Below are 12,777 nucleotides of genomic sequence, written 5' to 3' on the forward strand. Positions count from 1 at the left end.
CGGCGGTGGGGCTTCCCGCGCTGCGGTCGGACGGCCCGGCGATCAGGGACTTCGGTCCTGAGCTCGCCGAGTCCGTCGCGGGACCTTCGTCGACGTTGTTGTTGCTTCCGGCCCTGATCGTGGCGGGTCCGCGCTGGAAAGCTGGTGTCAGAGATCCATGAGGGAGGCGTGATGACTGTTTCGGTGAGGACGGTCGGAAGTGTGATGACGCGGCGTCCTGTGTCCGTGCCCGCCGGCGCACCGTTCGCCACCGTGGCGGCGATCCTGGCGCGGAGGCGGATCGGTGCGGTGCCCGTGCTCGACCGGCACGGGCAGCTGATCGGAGTGGTGTCGGCGGCCGACCTGATGGGCGTCCGGGACGGCGTTGGCGTGACCGCTCGTGAGCTGATGACCGAGTCGGTGCGCACGGTGTCGGTCGACGCCACGGTGCCGGTCGCGACGCGGTTGCTGGCCGAGTCCGGTGTGCGGCGGTTGTTCGTGACCGAGCACGGCAGGCTGATGGGTGTGCTGTCGCGTCGGGATCTGCTGAGCGTGTACGTCCGTGACGACGACGATATTCGTATGGACGTCGAACACGTCGTCGCGGAGGTGCCTGGCGGGCGACCGGTGAGGGTGAGTGTCCGCGATGGGGTCGCGCTACTGCTCGGCCGTGTCGAGTGGCGCAGTACACGGGCCGCGATCGCCGAACGGGCGCGCGCGGTGCCGGGTGTGGTGGAGGTGCTGGACAGGCTGGGCTACGTCTTCGACGACGGCGCACGGCTGACCGGAGCGGCCCGATGAGCGCCGCGACCGGTGTGCGGTCGCTGCTCGCCGACGGCAGAGTCGTCGTCATCCGGACGATCGAGGTGACAGACGCGCCCGATGTGCTCGCACTCCACACGCGACTGTCCGAACACGATCGCTACCTCCGGTTCTTCGGCAGCGGCACGAGCGTCCTCGACGCCGTCACCCGCCGGATCGCGCGCGCTCCTGACGACTCGCACGCGGCGGTCGGCTCGTGGCTCGGCGGCAAGCTCGTCGGCGTGGCGCACTACGAGCGGATGCTGGGTACCGCGACCGCCGAGGTCGCACTGGTGGTGGACGGTGCGGTACAGGCACGCGGGCTCGGCACCCTGCTGCTGGAGCACCTCGGGTCCATGGCCCGGCGTCTCGGCATCACGCGGTTCGTGGCCGAGGTCCTCGCGGAGAACCAGCGGATGATCAAGGTGTTCGCCGACACCGGCCTGCCGTACCGGATTTCCTCGCTCGGGCCGGAACGAAACGTGGAGATCGGGCTCACCGAGAACGAGACCTTCGCCGCCGCGGTCGACGAGCGCGACCGGGTCGCCGACGTCGCCAGCCTCGCGAACGTGCTGCGCCCGTCCTCGATCGTGGTGGTCGGCGCCGGCAGACGACCGGGCTCGGTCGGGCACGCCGTACTGCGGAACCTGCTCGACGGCGGGTTCGCCGGCACGCTGACCGCGGTCAACCCCCACGCCGACGAGATCGCGGGTGTGCCGTGCCGGCCGTCGGTCGCCGAACTGACCGAGGTACCCGACCTGGCTGTGGTGTGCGTGCCCGCGGCGTCGGTGCCCGACGCCGTCGAGGAGTGCGGCCGGGAGGGCGTTCCCGCCGTGGTCGTGATCTCCGCCGGGTTGTCCGGCACCGATCTCGCCGCCCGCGTCGTGGCGTCGGTGCGCCGCCACGGCATGCGCTTGGTCGGGCCGAACTGCGTCGGCGTGGCCAACACGGCGGCCGACATGAACGCGACCTTCACCCGCGGCGGCGTTCCCCGGGGCGACGTCGGGATCGTGACCCAGTCCGGGGGAGTCGGCATCGCGGTCGTGGAGCTGCTGCGCCAACTCGGGCTCGGCGTCTCGACCATGGTGTCGACCGGCGACAAGTACGACATCAGCGGCAACGACATGCTGTTGTGGTGGCGGCACGACCCGCGCACCGCGGCCGCCGTGCTGTACCTGGAGTCGTTCGGCAACCCGCGCAAGTTCAGCCGCCTGGCACGCGGGCTGGCGCGGACCAAGCCGATCATCGCCGTGCGGTCCGCAGAGAGCGACGTCGCCCAGCGGGCCGCCGCCTCACACACCGCGGCCGCGGCGACCCCGGCCGTCACCAGGGACGCGCTGTTCGAGCAGGCGGGCGTGATCGCGGTCGACACGGTAAGCGAGGTCACCGACGTGCTCGCCGCACTGGCGTGGCAACCGCTGCCGGCAGGCAACCGGGTCGCGATCCTGTCCAACGCGGGCGGCGCCGGTGTGCTCGCCGCCGACGCGTGCGTCCACAACGGACTCCTCGTGCCGCGACTCGCCGAGTCCACCCGCGCCGTGCTCGCCGAGTTGCTGCCGGCACAGGCGAGTCTCGACAACCCCATCGACACGACGGCCGCGGTGGACGACACCACTTTCGCCGCGTGTCTCGAGGTGCTGCTCGCCGACGGGAGCATCGACGCGGTGCTCGCCGCGGGCGTACCGACGGCCATCGCGGACCCGGTCACGGCGGCACCCGGCATCGCGCGGGACCGCCGCAAGACGCTCCTGGTTGCCCGGCCCGGGCAGCTGGCGTCGGTGACCGGGCTCGGCGACGAGCGCGACCCGGAACCCGCCACAGCGAGCTACGCCGATCCCGCTGCGGCCGCTGCGGCACTGGGCCGGATCGCCACCTATGCCCGGTGGCGCAGGCGGGACGGCGGCCAAGTAGATGCCCCGGACGGGATCCGACTCGACGACGCGCGAGCGCTGGTGCGGGAGTTCCTCCACGCCGAGCCCCACGGCGGCTGGCTCGCGCCCGCTGCCACCATGCGGCTGCTCGCCCTGTTCGGCATCCCGGCGGTGCCGTCGATCCAGGCCGGTGACGTCGACAAGGCCGTCGCGGCGTTCGAAGAGCTGGGTGGCCCGGTGGCGGTGAAGGCGATCGCGGCCGGGGTGCTGCACAAGGCCAGAGCAGGTGGTGTGGCCCTGAACGTGGCGACCGAGGCGGACCTTCGGGCGGTGTGGACCGGTTTCCGTGACCGCTTCGGCGACGCCATGCTGGGCGTGCTGCTCCAGCCGATGGCGGAACCGGGCCGTGAACTGATCGTCGGCGTGGACTCCGACGACACGTTCGGGCCGCTGGTGGTGTTCGGACTGGGCGGCACCGACACCGACCTCATCGCGGACCGCGCCGCCCGGCTGACCCCGTTGTCCGAAGTGGATGCCGAGGAGATGGTGCACGGCCTGCGGTCCTCGGCCCTGCTGTTCGGCGGCGACCGCCCGTTGCCCACCGAGGGAGTGGTCGACGTGCTGGTCCGGACCAGCAGGCTGGCCGATGCGATTCCGGAGGTCACCGAACTGGACCTCAACCCGGTGGTCGTCCGTGCGGACGGCTGTCAGGTGCTCGACGCCCGCGTGCGGATCGCACCCCGTGAGCCCGCCGACCCGTTCCTGCGCAAGCTCCGTGCCTGATTCACTCCGCCTGGCGTGCGGTGTAACAGGTTGCCGTGACGGACAAAGAGAAGTATGCGCCTGGCGGGTGGGGCGAGAAGCCCGCGTGGTCGAACAGTTGGCGGCACGCGGTCGGTAGCGAGCGTTCGAGGCTCAGGTCGCGCGCCTGCTGGCTACAGGAAACGGCGTCTCCCCGTGCCAGAGCTGCTCGCGCCGCCTGAAGTCCAGGTGGACCGTCCTCGGTCAGTGACAAGAATTCGCCCGGGATGGACCGGTGTCCACCCCGGGCGAAGCTCCGGTGCCGGGTCAGCGCAGCCATGGGTTCTTCTCGACGGTGTCGAGTTTCGCCCACTGCTTTCCGAAGCCCCAGGTGTTGCCCGCGGCCACGATGGCCAGCCAGATCATCACGAGGGCGTAGATGACGTGGTAGTCGAGGATGGGGTTGGTGGACATGGTGGGTTCGCCGGCGTCGGTGAACCGGTCGAGCGGCCACTCCGCTGCCCACATCAGCAGCATCATGACCGTGCCCGCCACGGCGGCGATGCGCAGTCCGATGCCGAGCACCAGGGCGATGCCGATGCCGGCGAGGCCGAGCATGAACAGCCAGTCTGCCCACGCCGCGCCCGCCCAGCCGCGGAACATGGCCGCGAACGGTCCGTGGTCGATGTTGCCGAGGAAGCCCTGGGTCGGCGAGCCACCGTTGATCCAGGCGCGTTCGCTGGGCGTGGCGTAGCCGAACCCGAACAGCTTGTCGAGGAAGGCCCACAGGAACACCAGCCCCGTGGCGATCCGCACGACGGCCACGAAGGCCGCCCTGGTGCCCCGCTCGGGTGCGTTGTCGACCGGGGTCGTGGCGCGCTGCGTCGGGATGTCCTTGTGTTGGTGCGGTTGATCCTTGAGGGACATTGTCGACCTCTCTTTCGTGGAGTTCGGTATCAGTCTCAACCGGTTGGCGCGGCACGGTCTGGAGTCCAAGGTCCTTCCCGTGGCGAGCGTTGGTCCCTGGTTGCCGAACCGGGCTGTTGAGACGCTGACCAGGTGACGCAGAAGAGTCCGTTCGTCGCTGTGCGGGAGACCCACATCGGAGTGGTGTTCCTGGTCGGCGAACGCGTGTACAAGCTGAAGAAGCCGGTGGATCTGGGGTTCCTGGACTTCGGGACGCGTGCGCGCAGGCTGGCCGCCTGCCAGCGGGAGGTCGTGCTGAACCGACGGCTGGCGCCGGACGTTTACCTTGGCATCGCCACGGTGTCCGATGTGGATGAAGGGCCTGGTGAGCCATTGGTGGTGATGCGGCGGATGCCGGAGGATCGCAGACTCAGCACGCTGGCCCGCGCGGGCGTCCCGCTGACCGGGGAGATCAGCCGGCTGGCGCGCGTGCTCGCGGCGTTCCACGCGGCCGCCGAACGTGGGCGGCATGTCGACGCGGAAGGCACCGTCGCGGCCCTGTCCGCACGATGGGAGGCGAGCTTCGCGCAGGTCGACGAGGTGGGTGCCGAGGTCGTCCCGGCCGATGCACGCGCCGAGATCGTCCAGCGGGCACGGGACTTCCTCGCCGGGCGTGCCGAACTGTTCGCGTCGCGGCTGGCCCAGGGGCGGATAGTGGACGGGCACGGGGATCTGCTCGCCGACGACATCTTCGTGCTCGACGACGGACCGAGAGTGCTGGACTGCCTGGAGTTCGACGACCGCCTGCGCAGGCTCGACGGCCTCGATGACATCGCTTTCCTGGCAATGGACCTGGAACGGCTCGACAGGGCGGAACTCGGCGCACTGCTGCTGGACCGGTACGCCGAGTACAGCGGAGATCCAGCCCCGGCGTCATTGCGCGCCCACTACGTCGCCTACCGGGCGTTCGTGCGGGTGAAGGTCGCGTGCCTGCGGCACGCACAGGGGGATGTGCGGGCCGCAGGTGAAGCACGTGAGTACGCGGACATCGCACTGCGGCACCTCCGGCGCGGTGCGGTGCGGCTCGTGCTGGTCGGTGGCCTGCCTGGATCGGGCAAGACCACGATCGCCGGCCGTCTCGCCGACGAGTTGGGCGCGGTGCTGCTGTCCAGTGACCGCGTGCGCAAGGAACTCGCCGGTATCGACCCCGCGTGGCACGCGCCCGCACCCTACCGGTCCGGGATCTATTCGCCGGAGCACACAGAACGGACCTATGCCGAGCTGCTGCGGAGAGCCGGAGAGCTGCTGGCGCGTGGCGAGCAGGTGGTGCTGGACGCGTCCTGGTCGGCTGCCGCCGCACGGGACCTGGCCCGAGAACTGGCGGAGCGGACGCGCAGCACGTTCGTGCCTCTGCGCTGTATCGCTCCTGTCACTGTCACAGACGACAGGCTGCGGACACGCACCGGTTCAATGTCCGACGCGGACCCCGAGATCGCGCATGCCATGGCTGCCGACGAGGAACTCTGGCCGGAGGCACGTGACCTCAATACCTCCGGCTCCCCGGACGCGGCGGTCACCGAGGCGATGCGGATCGTCAGGACCGTCTGACCCGCATCAGGCGGTTGATACGGCACGCGCTCGGCGGATCCAGTCGTGGCACGCGTTTCCTGGGTGCCTCCGGCTGCGTCTCGACGGGTAGGTCGCGTCCCTCGGCGGCGGTCAGTCCGAGCATCTCGAGGAGTTCGGCGAGATCGGCGGCGTCCCGTGCGAGCCCGGCGACCGTGCGAGCGGCCCTGTGTCGTTGCCACGCAGACGTTGTTTCGCCTGTCATGTGTTCAGGATCGGCCAACACGTCCGGCCAGGACACGGACGAAAGTCCTTGCCAGAACAGCCTTTCGATGGATTCGATGGTGGTCGGTCGACACACACGATGGCGTCATGACGACCATGCGAAGACTGTCAGGGCTCGACGCGGAGGTCGTCGTGGACCTCGCGTTCATCGGCCGGTACTACGAACGGTTCGCCGACCACGCGGTCGACCTCGGCCGCGGTATCGGCTACCTCACGGGCCGGGACGCACTCGAAACATCGACGGGAACGAGGTGAATCGGCAATGCACATCATCGAACTGCCGGAACCGATTCTGACCACACGCGGCGAATTCGGTGAAGGGTTGACGGAGCTGCTCATCACCAAGCTGGCGGTCCTGGCCAGGCACGCGCACGAACCGGTGCTCGCGATCCGGGTCGAGTTCGACCGGCGTGCCGACCCCGCCGGGCGCCCGGTTCGCGCGCAGGCCGACGTCGACGTCAACGGCAGACACGTGCACGCGACCGCCACGGGCGGGACCGCGCGCGAGGCGGTCGACCTGCTCGTGCCCAAGCTGGTGCGGCAGATGGACGACCGGCCGCACGCACACCGCCGACGCCGCACACGCCGGCTCACGTGATACACACAAATGTGGATGCCCCTGGGCCCGCGGGCCCAGGGGCATCCACATGCGGGAGGGGTCACATCGTCCGGGCCATCAGGTGTGCGAGGTCGAGGGTCCGGTTGGCGTAGCCCCATTCGTTGTCGTACCAGCCGAACACCTTGACCACGTCACCTTCGACCTTGGTCAGCGCGGCGTCGAAAACGCACGACGCGGGGTCGCCGATGATGTCGCGGGACACGATCGGTTCCTCGGTGTGGCGCAGCACGGACTTGAGGCGCCCGTTCGCCGCGTCCGCGAACGCGCGGTTCACCTGGTCCGCGGTGACGTCCTCGGTGGCGACCCGCACGGTCAGGTCGGTCAGCGACCCGTTCTCCACGGGCACGCGCACGGCGACGCCGTCGAGGCGGCCCGCCAGCTCCGGCAGCACCTCACCGACCGCGACCGCGGCGCCCGTGCTCGTCGGGATCATGTTCACCGCGGCGGAACGGGCCCGGCGCGGGTCCTTGTGCGGACCGTCGAGCAGGTTCTGGTCGTTGGTGTAGCTGTGGATGGTGGTCATGACGCCGTTCACCACGCCGAAGGCGTTGTGCAGCACCCACAGCATCGGGGCGAGGCAGTTCGTCGTGCAGGACGCGTTCGACACGATGTCGTGGTTCGCCGGGTCGTACACGTCCTCGTTCACGCCCATGACGATGGTCGCGTCGACCTTCTTGCCCGGTGCGGTGATGATGACCTTGCGCGCGCCTGCGTTCAGGTGGGCGGCCGCCGCCTCCCGGGTGCGGAACTTGCCGGTCGACTCGAACACGAGGTCCACGCCCAGCTCGCGCCATGGCAGTGCCGCGGGGTCGCGTTCGCCCAGGACTCGGATGCTCTGGCCGTTCACCGAGAGGGTGTTCTCGACCGCGTACACAGGGACGTGCCATGGCCCGTAGGTGGAGTCGTGGCGCAGCAGGTTGGCGAGAATCTCGGCGTCGGCGATGTCGTTGATCGCGACGATCTCGATGCCGAGCTCACCGTTGTCGGCCCGGTCGACGGCCGAGCGCAGCAGATCCCGTCCGATGCGCCCGAACCCGTTGATGCCGATGCGGATGGTCATGTTCTCACCTTCTGTGTGTTACTGGCAGGTGTTCGACGGTGTCCTCGGGCCGGCGGACCGGGCTGCGTGGCAGTGGCGGCGCCGAGGTGGGCGTCCAGCCGACGCGCAGGATCAGGTGGGGGTGGGCCGCCCCGTCGAGGACCTCGTCGCGGACCGCGGCGCGGGTCGCGGGGACTTCGAACGGTTGCGACAGCGGGCACGTCGCGAGCCCCAGGTCCGTGGCGGCCAGGAGCACGGCACTCGCCGCCTCTCCCGCTCGCAGTACCGACGCCGGGTCGTCGTGGAGGGTGGCGAGGACGAGTAGTTCGCTGCCGTCGGGCTCGCCGCGACCGGTGGCCGCGTTGTCCAGCGACCCACCGGGGAACGCCCGCATCAGTGTGTCGTCGTGTCGGATCGACGTGGCTGTGCCGGCGGCGGTGAGCACGCCGTCCTTGGCGGCGAAGCTGGTTCTGCTCCACGCGGTCAGCTCGGCCTGGTAGCCGGGGTCGGCGGCCTGTGCGCGTGCGGCCGCGTCGATGGCGCGGGTGAGCTGCCAGCGAACGGCGCTGTCGATGACCGGGACCAGCAGCCCGCCTGCCTGGCCCGCGCGGCGCACCAGCAGGTCGACGTGGGCGGCGGGTACCTCCCACGAGGTGTAACGGCGTCGGTCCGTGCGGCGGCGGTGGATGGCGCGCAGGAGCGCGAAGTCGTCGTCGGTCGGCAGGTGTGGCCGCGTCTCGACGGCGGCGAGGTGGTCGGGATCGTGCTCGTTGGGGAAGCGGTGCACGATCGTCCGTCTGCCGAGCGCCGCGAACGCCACGCGCAGGTGGTGCAGCGCCGCGCCGCAGGAGAGCAGCAGGTCCCGGCCGTCCGGGTCCGTCACCCGCAGCCTGCGTGCCCGGTCGGCCATCAGGTGCACGGCGTCACCACCCACCAACCAGCGCCATGGCTGCGTGTTGTGGACCGACGGCGCACGGTTGGCGAGTTCGATCGCGGCGAGCACGGTCTGGTGGTCCGGTGCGGAGACGGCGTTCATGCCTCCACGGTCGTTGGTTCCCCTCGGCCGCGGCAGTGCACAAGTTCCTCGTCACGCGCGACGTTGGACCCGGCGGTCCGGGACCTCGGGCTCTCCCGGTGCCGCCGCGCGGCGCCGAGCATGGAGCCGAGCCCGAGTTTCGGGGAAAGGACCAGCTGTGCACGCCAAACCAGGTGACTGGCTGATCGTCGAGATCGCCGGAACCGCCCACTCCGCCCGCCGAGCGCGGATCCTCGACGTCAGCCCGCCGGACGGCGCACCGCCGTTCACGGTGCGGTGGCTGGACACCGACCGCGAGTCGCTGGTGTTCCCCGGTGCCGACGCGCACGTCATGACCCAGGAAGAACTCGACGCTCTCGACGCGCGAGTGGCGGCGCGAGCCGTGGAAGTCCAACGCCACATCCTCGGGCGGAGGCGGACGCCATGAGTACCGAACGGCCCGCCGGGCCGTCGCTGGTCCTGCGGCTCGCACGGCTGGTACGACCCGGCGGGAACCCGTTGGCGCGTGGCGTCGACCGCGCCGAAGGCACGGCGGTGATCCTGTTCATCCTGTTGGCGCTCGTGCTGGTGCCGGTCCTGCTGACCCTCGGTTCGGAGACCTACTCGAACCTCGCCGAGCGCGGCGAGCGGCAGGCGGCCACGCGACACGAGACCGTCGCGGTCCTCACCGAGAACGCGCCGGTGGCGTCTGTCGGCGCCCAGGGCGACGGCGTCCGCATGACGCCGAAGGTGGCCGCCCACTGGCAGCTACCCGACGGAACCTTCCGCACCGGGTTGGTCGACGCCGAGACCGGCATGAAGGCCGGTGCGGAGGTACCGGTCTGGCTGGACCGATCCGGCAGGGCCGTGGACCCACCGGTTTCCTCGGCGGACGCCGTGGTCGGCGGTGTGCTGGTCGCGGTGTCCGGCTGGCTCGTCGTCGCGGGACTGTGCGCACTGTTCTGCCGGGGGGTCCACCACGCGTTGGACCGGCGCCGGTACCGGGCCTGGGAGACCGAATGGGCCCGGGTGGAACCCGAGTGGGACGACCAGCACCGCTAGGTGGGACCAACTGCCCCGGTGGATAGGGAACGACGACCGCTGCCGTCACCTGTGTCGACCGGTCACGCTGAGGTTGGTCCGGGAGATTGGACCTTGAGCCAGGAGACAACCATGGACATCGTCAGGACGGTGATCGAGCAGGCGCTGTGGGCGGCGACCCGTGCGCCATCGGTGCACAACACCCAGCCGTGGCGATTCGTGGTCGCGCCCCCGTACGTGGAGCTGCACCTCGATCGAGACCGGGTGCTGCCGGTGGTGGATCCCGCCGGGCGGGAGGCGCGCATGTCGTGTGGTGCGGCGCTCTACAACCTGCGGCTCGCGATCGAGGTTGCGGGCCGTGGTGTGGTGCTCGACCTCCTGCCCGACGAGCACCGTCCGGATCTGCTCGCGGTCCTGCGGGTGAGCGGGGTCCGTGCGGTTGCCCCGAGACAGACGACGCTCATGCGGGCCGTTCCGCTCCGGAGGACCAACCGCTGGCCGTTCATCGAGAGGCCGGTGCCGTCCGAACACCGCAACGTGCTCTTCCACGCCGCCGAGGAGGAGCGGGCACACCTGATCGTGCTGGACACGCCGAAGAAGCTGGACACGTTCGCCACGCTGCTGCGTCGCGCGGAACACCTCCAGCAGGAGGACCCGGACTTCCAGCACGAGTTGCGTGTGTGGGCGGACCGGGACGTCGACCATGCCGAGGACGGCGTGCCGCGCTCGGCGGGTGGCCCGCGCCCCGCAGGCGGGTCGCTGCTCACACCGAGACAGTTCCACCCCGGCGTCGCCGTGGAGCGACCGTTCGAGCAAGAGCCGCTGGTGGTCATGCTGACCACACACGGCGACACCCACGGTGACCATGTGCGTGCCGGGCTCGCCATGCAGCACGTGCTGTTGTCGGCCACCAAGCTCGGCTTGAGCGCGTCCTTTCTCTCCCAGGCGGTGGAAGTACCCGCGGTCCGCGCCGCGCTGCGCACCCGGCTCGATGTGCGTGGATATCCGCAGGCCGTGTTGCGCGTCGGTTACGGCCACCCGGTCGGCCGCACACCCCGCAGGCCGGTCAGCGCGGTCACCACTGTCCGCGGGAAGAGTCAGTCATGACCACCACGCCTGGCCGACATGTGAGGAGGGCACCGTGATCGCGGAAGACCAGCACTTGTCCGAACACTGCGACCACCCGGTGGTGGTCGGTGTGGACGGATCGGCGTCCGCCCTGCGGGCGGTCCGCTGGGCCGCACGGGAGGCGGCGAGCCGGAGCACGCCGTTGCGGCTGGTGCACGTGTGCGACCTGACACCTGTGCAACGGCCACACCGGTTCGCGCCGCCACGGGAATACCACGCGGCTGTCCTGGCCCAGGGAAGGCACTGGCTCAACGAAGCGAGCCGCGCCGCGCGACAGGCGACCTCCAGGCTGTCGGTGATCACGGACCTGCGGGCGGGCTTGGCGGCCGAGGTGCTGGTCTCCGAGTCGCGGACGGCGCAGCTGTTGGTGCTCGGCTCCCGCGGGCTGGGTGGGTTCCGGGCCATGGTGGTCGGGTCCGTCGCGGCGGCGCTGTCCGCCCACGGCCACTGCCCGGTCGTGGTCATGCGTTCGTGCGGACATGACAGTGCGCCGCCGGAGGGCGGACCGGTCGTGGTGGGTGCCGACTGCTCCCAGGTGAGCGATGTCACGCTGGCCTTCGCGTTCGAGTGGGCGGCCGCACACGCTGTTCCGCTGGTGGCCGTGCACACGTGGCTGGACGTGAACATGGCCGGTGCGTGGACCGCGCTGCCGGACACGGTGGACTGGAACTCGGTCCAGGCCGAGGAGGAGAAGCGGCTAGATGACCGACTTTCCCCGTGGCGGGACAAGTTCCCCACCGTCGACGTCCGGGCCGTGGTGCGGAGGGACCAGCCCGCCCGCGCATTGCCCGCGCACGCCGACGGCGCGGGCCTGATCGTCGTCGGCTCCCAAGGGCGGGACGCGTTCGCCGGCGCGGCAACCAGCTCCGTGAGCCAAACCCTGTTGCACCTCGCCGAATGCCCGGTCGTGGTGGCACGAACGGATCGGACATGAGCAGCGAGTACCGCCGTGTCCTCGCGGGGGTTTCCAGGACGAACGGGCGTGGTGTCGTTCGCTGGGCGGCCGCGGAGGCGCACGCCCGGCACGCTGAGCTGCGGTTGGTCACAGCGGTGCCGATGCCGGCCGTGTCGGCGCCGTCCCGCACGAACGAAGTGGATCAGGAGCCCGGCGCCGCCGCGGTGCGGTCGCTTGCCGCGCTGCTCGACGAGGTGACGGCCGAATGGCCGGATCTGGCCGTTGCCACGGACGTGGTGTCCGGCCCGCCTGCCGCGGTTCTGCGTGGCGCCACCGAGAACGCCGATCTGCTCGTCGTCGGCGCCGACGCGGCGAGCCCCTTCGTCGAGGCCATCAGCGGGTCGGTGCCGGGCGACCTGCTGACGACATCACGTTGCCCGCTCGCGGTGGTGCCACGACACGAGTGGACCGAGCTGCCCGCGACCGCTCCAGTGGTCGTGGCACTCGACGAGTCCGCCACCGCCCAGGCCGCGCTCGCCTACGGGTACGTGGCGGCGGCCAGGAGCGGCAGGCCGTTGACGATGCTGCGGTGCGTCCCCGGCGGGCGCCTCGGAGATGGCGCCGCCCAGTCGCAGGCGCGGCTACTGATCGCCTATGGCGAGTTGTACCCGCAGGTGGTGGTGTCGGTCGACATCGTGCCGGACGACCCGCGGCACGCCCTTGTCACGGCTTCCCGACGGGCGGCACTGCTCGTCCTCGGTTCCCGTGGACGCGGCCGTCTCGCGTCCGGCCTGTTCGGCTCGGTGAGCCGAGACCTTATCCGGCGCAGCGGCTGTCCGGTCGTGATCGCCCGGACCCAGCCGACCGCTGTAACCCTTTCGCTCTGAGGAG

General features: G+C 70.7%; 14 protein-coding genes. 10 read left to right on the forward strand and 4 right to left on the reverse strand.

What is annotated here, in order from left to right; genetic code table 11:
* Positions 1-204: 204 nt before the first annotated feature.
* Both ACIBVP_RS42590 and ACIBVP_RS42595 read left to right on the forward strand, forming a co-directional pair.
* Positions 205-780: a CBS domain-containing protein gene (locus ACIBVP_RS42590; RefSeq protein ID WP_396112315.1), complete on the forward strand. Its 576-nt coding sequence runs from the start codon at positions 205-207 to the stop codon at positions 778-780.
* Positions 777-3,434: a GNAT family N-acetyltransferase gene (locus ACIBVP_RS42595; protein WP_396112316.1), complete on the forward strand. Its 2,658-nt coding sequence runs from the start codon at positions 777-779 to the stop codon at positions 3,432-3,434. Before ACIBVP_RS42590 ends, ACIBVP_RS42595 begins: the two co-directional genes overlap by 4 nt.
* Positions 3,435-3,719: 285 nt before the next feature.
* On the opposite strand, the gene ACIBVP_RS42600 is transcribed toward ACIBVP_RS42595, so the two are convergent.
* Positions 3,720-4,319, reverse strand: a complete 600-nt coding sequence (locus ACIBVP_RS42600; protein WP_396112317.1) for a DoxX family protein — start codon at positions 4,317-4,319, stop codon at positions 3,720-3,722.
* A gap of 132 nt (positions 4,320-4,451) precedes the next feature.
* Here ACIBVP_RS42600 and ACIBVP_RS42605 point away from each other — a divergent pair, with 132 nt between their 5' ends.
* Positions 4,452-5,906, forward strand: coding sequence for an AAA family ATPase (locus ACIBVP_RS42605; protein ID WP_396112318.1), 1,455 nt, complete (start codon positions 4,452-4,454; stop codon positions 5,904-5,906).
* Here ACIBVP_RS42605 and ACIBVP_RS42610 read toward each other — a convergent pair.
* A complete protein-coding gene (locus tag ACIBVP_RS42610; protein WP_396112319.1) occupies positions 5,893-6,129 on the reverse strand; it encodes a hypothetical protein in 237 nt (78 codons plus the stop codon). The two genes, ACIBVP_RS42605 and ACIBVP_RS42610, sit on opposite strands and share 14 nt — an antisense overlap.
* Positions 6,130-6,236: 107 nt before the next feature.
* On the opposite strand from ACIBVP_RS42610, the gene ACIBVP_RS42615 reads away from it, so the two are divergent.
* Positions 6,237-6,404 carry a hypothetical protein gene (locus ACIBVP_RS42615; protein WP_396112320.1) on the forward strand — a complete coding sequence of 56 codons (168 nt, stop codon included), beginning with the start codon at positions 6,237-6,239 and terminating at the stop codon, positions 6,402-6,404.
* Between the two features lie 7 nt (positions 6,405-6,411).
* Positions 6,412-6,747 carry an HPF/RaiA family ribosome-associated protein gene (locus ACIBVP_RS42620; RefSeq protein ID WP_396112321.1) on the forward strand — a complete coding sequence of 112 codons (336 nt, stop codon included), beginning with the start codon at positions 6,412-6,414 and terminating at the stop codon, positions 6,745-6,747.
* Between the two features lie 61 nt (positions 6,748-6,808).
* Here the strand turns inward: ACIBVP_RS42620 and gap are convergent, their stop codons facing one another.
* Together gap and ACIBVP_RS42630 are read right to left on the reverse strand one after the other, a co-directional pair.
* On the reverse strand, positions 6,809-7,828 hold the full coding sequence (gap, locus tag ACIBVP_RS42625) for a type I glyceraldehyde-3-phosphate dehydrogenase (protein ID WP_396112322.1): 1,020 nt from the start codon (positions 7,826-7,828) through the stop codon (positions 6,809-6,811).
* A gap of 4 nt (positions 7,829-7,832) precedes the next feature.
* Positions 7,833-8,843 carry an Acg family FMN-binding oxidoreductase gene (locus ACIBVP_RS42630; RefSeq protein ID WP_396112323.1) on the reverse strand — a complete coding sequence of 337 codons (1,011 nt, stop codon included), beginning with the start codon at positions 8,841-8,843 and terminating at the stop codon, positions 7,833-7,835.
* Between the two features lie 157 nt (positions 8,844-9,000).
* Between ACIBVP_RS42630 and ACIBVP_RS42635 the strand changes: the two genes are divergently transcribed.
* From ACIBVP_RS42635 to ACIBVP_RS42655, 5 genes are all read left to right on the forward strand, one after another.
* Positions 9,001-9,270: a DUF1918 domain-containing protein gene (locus ACIBVP_RS42635; protein ID WP_396112324.1), complete on the forward strand. Its 270-nt coding sequence runs from the start codon at positions 9,001-9,003 to the stop codon at positions 9,268-9,270.
* Positions 9,267-9,884, forward strand: a complete 618-nt coding sequence (locus tag ACIBVP_RS42640; RefSeq protein WP_396112325.1) for a hypothetical protein — start codon at positions 9,267-9,269, stop codon at positions 9,882-9,884. The genes ACIBVP_RS42635 and ACIBVP_RS42640 overlap by 4 nt, the downstream gene beginning before the upstream one ends.
* 111 nt (positions 9,885-9,995) lie before the next feature.
* Positions 9,996-10,970: an Acg family FMN-binding oxidoreductase gene (locus ACIBVP_RS42645; RefSeq protein ID WP_396112326.1), complete on the forward strand. Its 975-nt coding sequence runs from the start codon at positions 9,996-9,998 to the stop codon at positions 10,968-10,970.
* A gap of 34 nt (positions 10,971-11,004) precedes the next feature.
* Entirely contained in the window at positions 11,005-11,925 is a 921-nt protein-coding gene (locus ACIBVP_RS42650; RefSeq protein WP_396112327.1) for a universal stress protein, read from the forward strand.
* Positions 11,922-12,773 carry a universal stress protein gene (locus tag ACIBVP_RS42655; RefSeq protein WP_396112328.1) on the forward strand — a complete coding sequence of 284 codons (852 nt, stop codon included), beginning with the start codon at positions 11,922-11,924 and terminating at the stop codon, positions 12,771-12,773. Before ACIBVP_RS42650 ends, ACIBVP_RS42655 begins: the two co-directional genes overlap by 4 nt.
* The last annotated feature ends 4 nt before the right edge of the window (positions 12,774-12,777 follow it).

The organism is Actinophytocola sp. NPDC049390, from assembly GCF_044466355.1.
GTDB lineage: Bacteria > Actinomycetota > Actinomycetes > Mycobacteriales > Pseudonocardiaceae > Actinophytocola.

Excerpts from the sequence above, each read along its gene's own strand:
- ACIBVP_RS42590 (WP_396112315.1), top strand. The coding sequence starts at position 205 with ATGACGCGGCGTCCTGTGTCCGTGCCCGCCGGCGCACCGTTCGCCACC.
- ACIBVP_RS42595 (WP_396112316.1), top strand. The coding sequence starts at position 777 with ATGAGCGCCGCGACCGGTGTGCGGTCGCTGCTCGCCGACGGCAGAGTC.
- ACIBVP_RS42600 (WP_396112317.1), bottom strand. The coding sequence starts at position 4,319 with ATGTCCCTCAAGGATCAACCGCACCAACACAAGGACATCCCGACGCAG.
- ACIBVP_RS42610 (WP_396112319.1), bottom strand. The coding sequence starts at position 6,129 with ATGACAGGCGAAACAACGTCTGCGTGGCAACGACACAGGGCCGCTCGC.
- ACIBVP_RS42615 (WP_396112320.1), top strand. The coding sequence starts at position 6,237 with ATGACGACCATGCGAAGACTGTCAGGGCTCGACGCGGAGGTCGTCGTG.
- ACIBVP_RS42620 (WP_396112321.1), top strand. The coding sequence starts at position 6,412 with ATGCACATCATCGAACTGCCGGAACCGATTCTGACCACACGCGGCGAA.
- gap (WP_396112322.1), bottom strand. The coding sequence starts at position 7,828 with ATGACCATCCGCATCGGCATCAACGGGTTCGGGCGCATCGGACGGGAT.
- ACIBVP_RS42630 (WP_396112323.1), bottom strand. The coding sequence starts at position 8,843 with ATGAACGCCGTCTCCGCACCGGACCACCAGACCGTGCTCGCCGCGATC.
- ACIBVP_RS42640 (WP_396112325.1), top strand. The coding sequence starts at position 9,267 with ATGAGTACCGAACGGCCCGCCGGGCCGTCGCTGGTCCTGCGGCTCGCA.
- ACIBVP_RS42645 (WP_396112326.1), top strand. The coding sequence starts at position 9,996 with ATGGACATCGTCAGGACGGTGATCGAGCAGGCGCTGTGGGCGGCGACC.
- ACIBVP_RS42655 (WP_396112328.1), top strand. The coding sequence starts at position 11,922 with ATGAGCAGCGAGTACCGCCGTGTCCTCGCGGGGGTTTCCAGGACGAAC.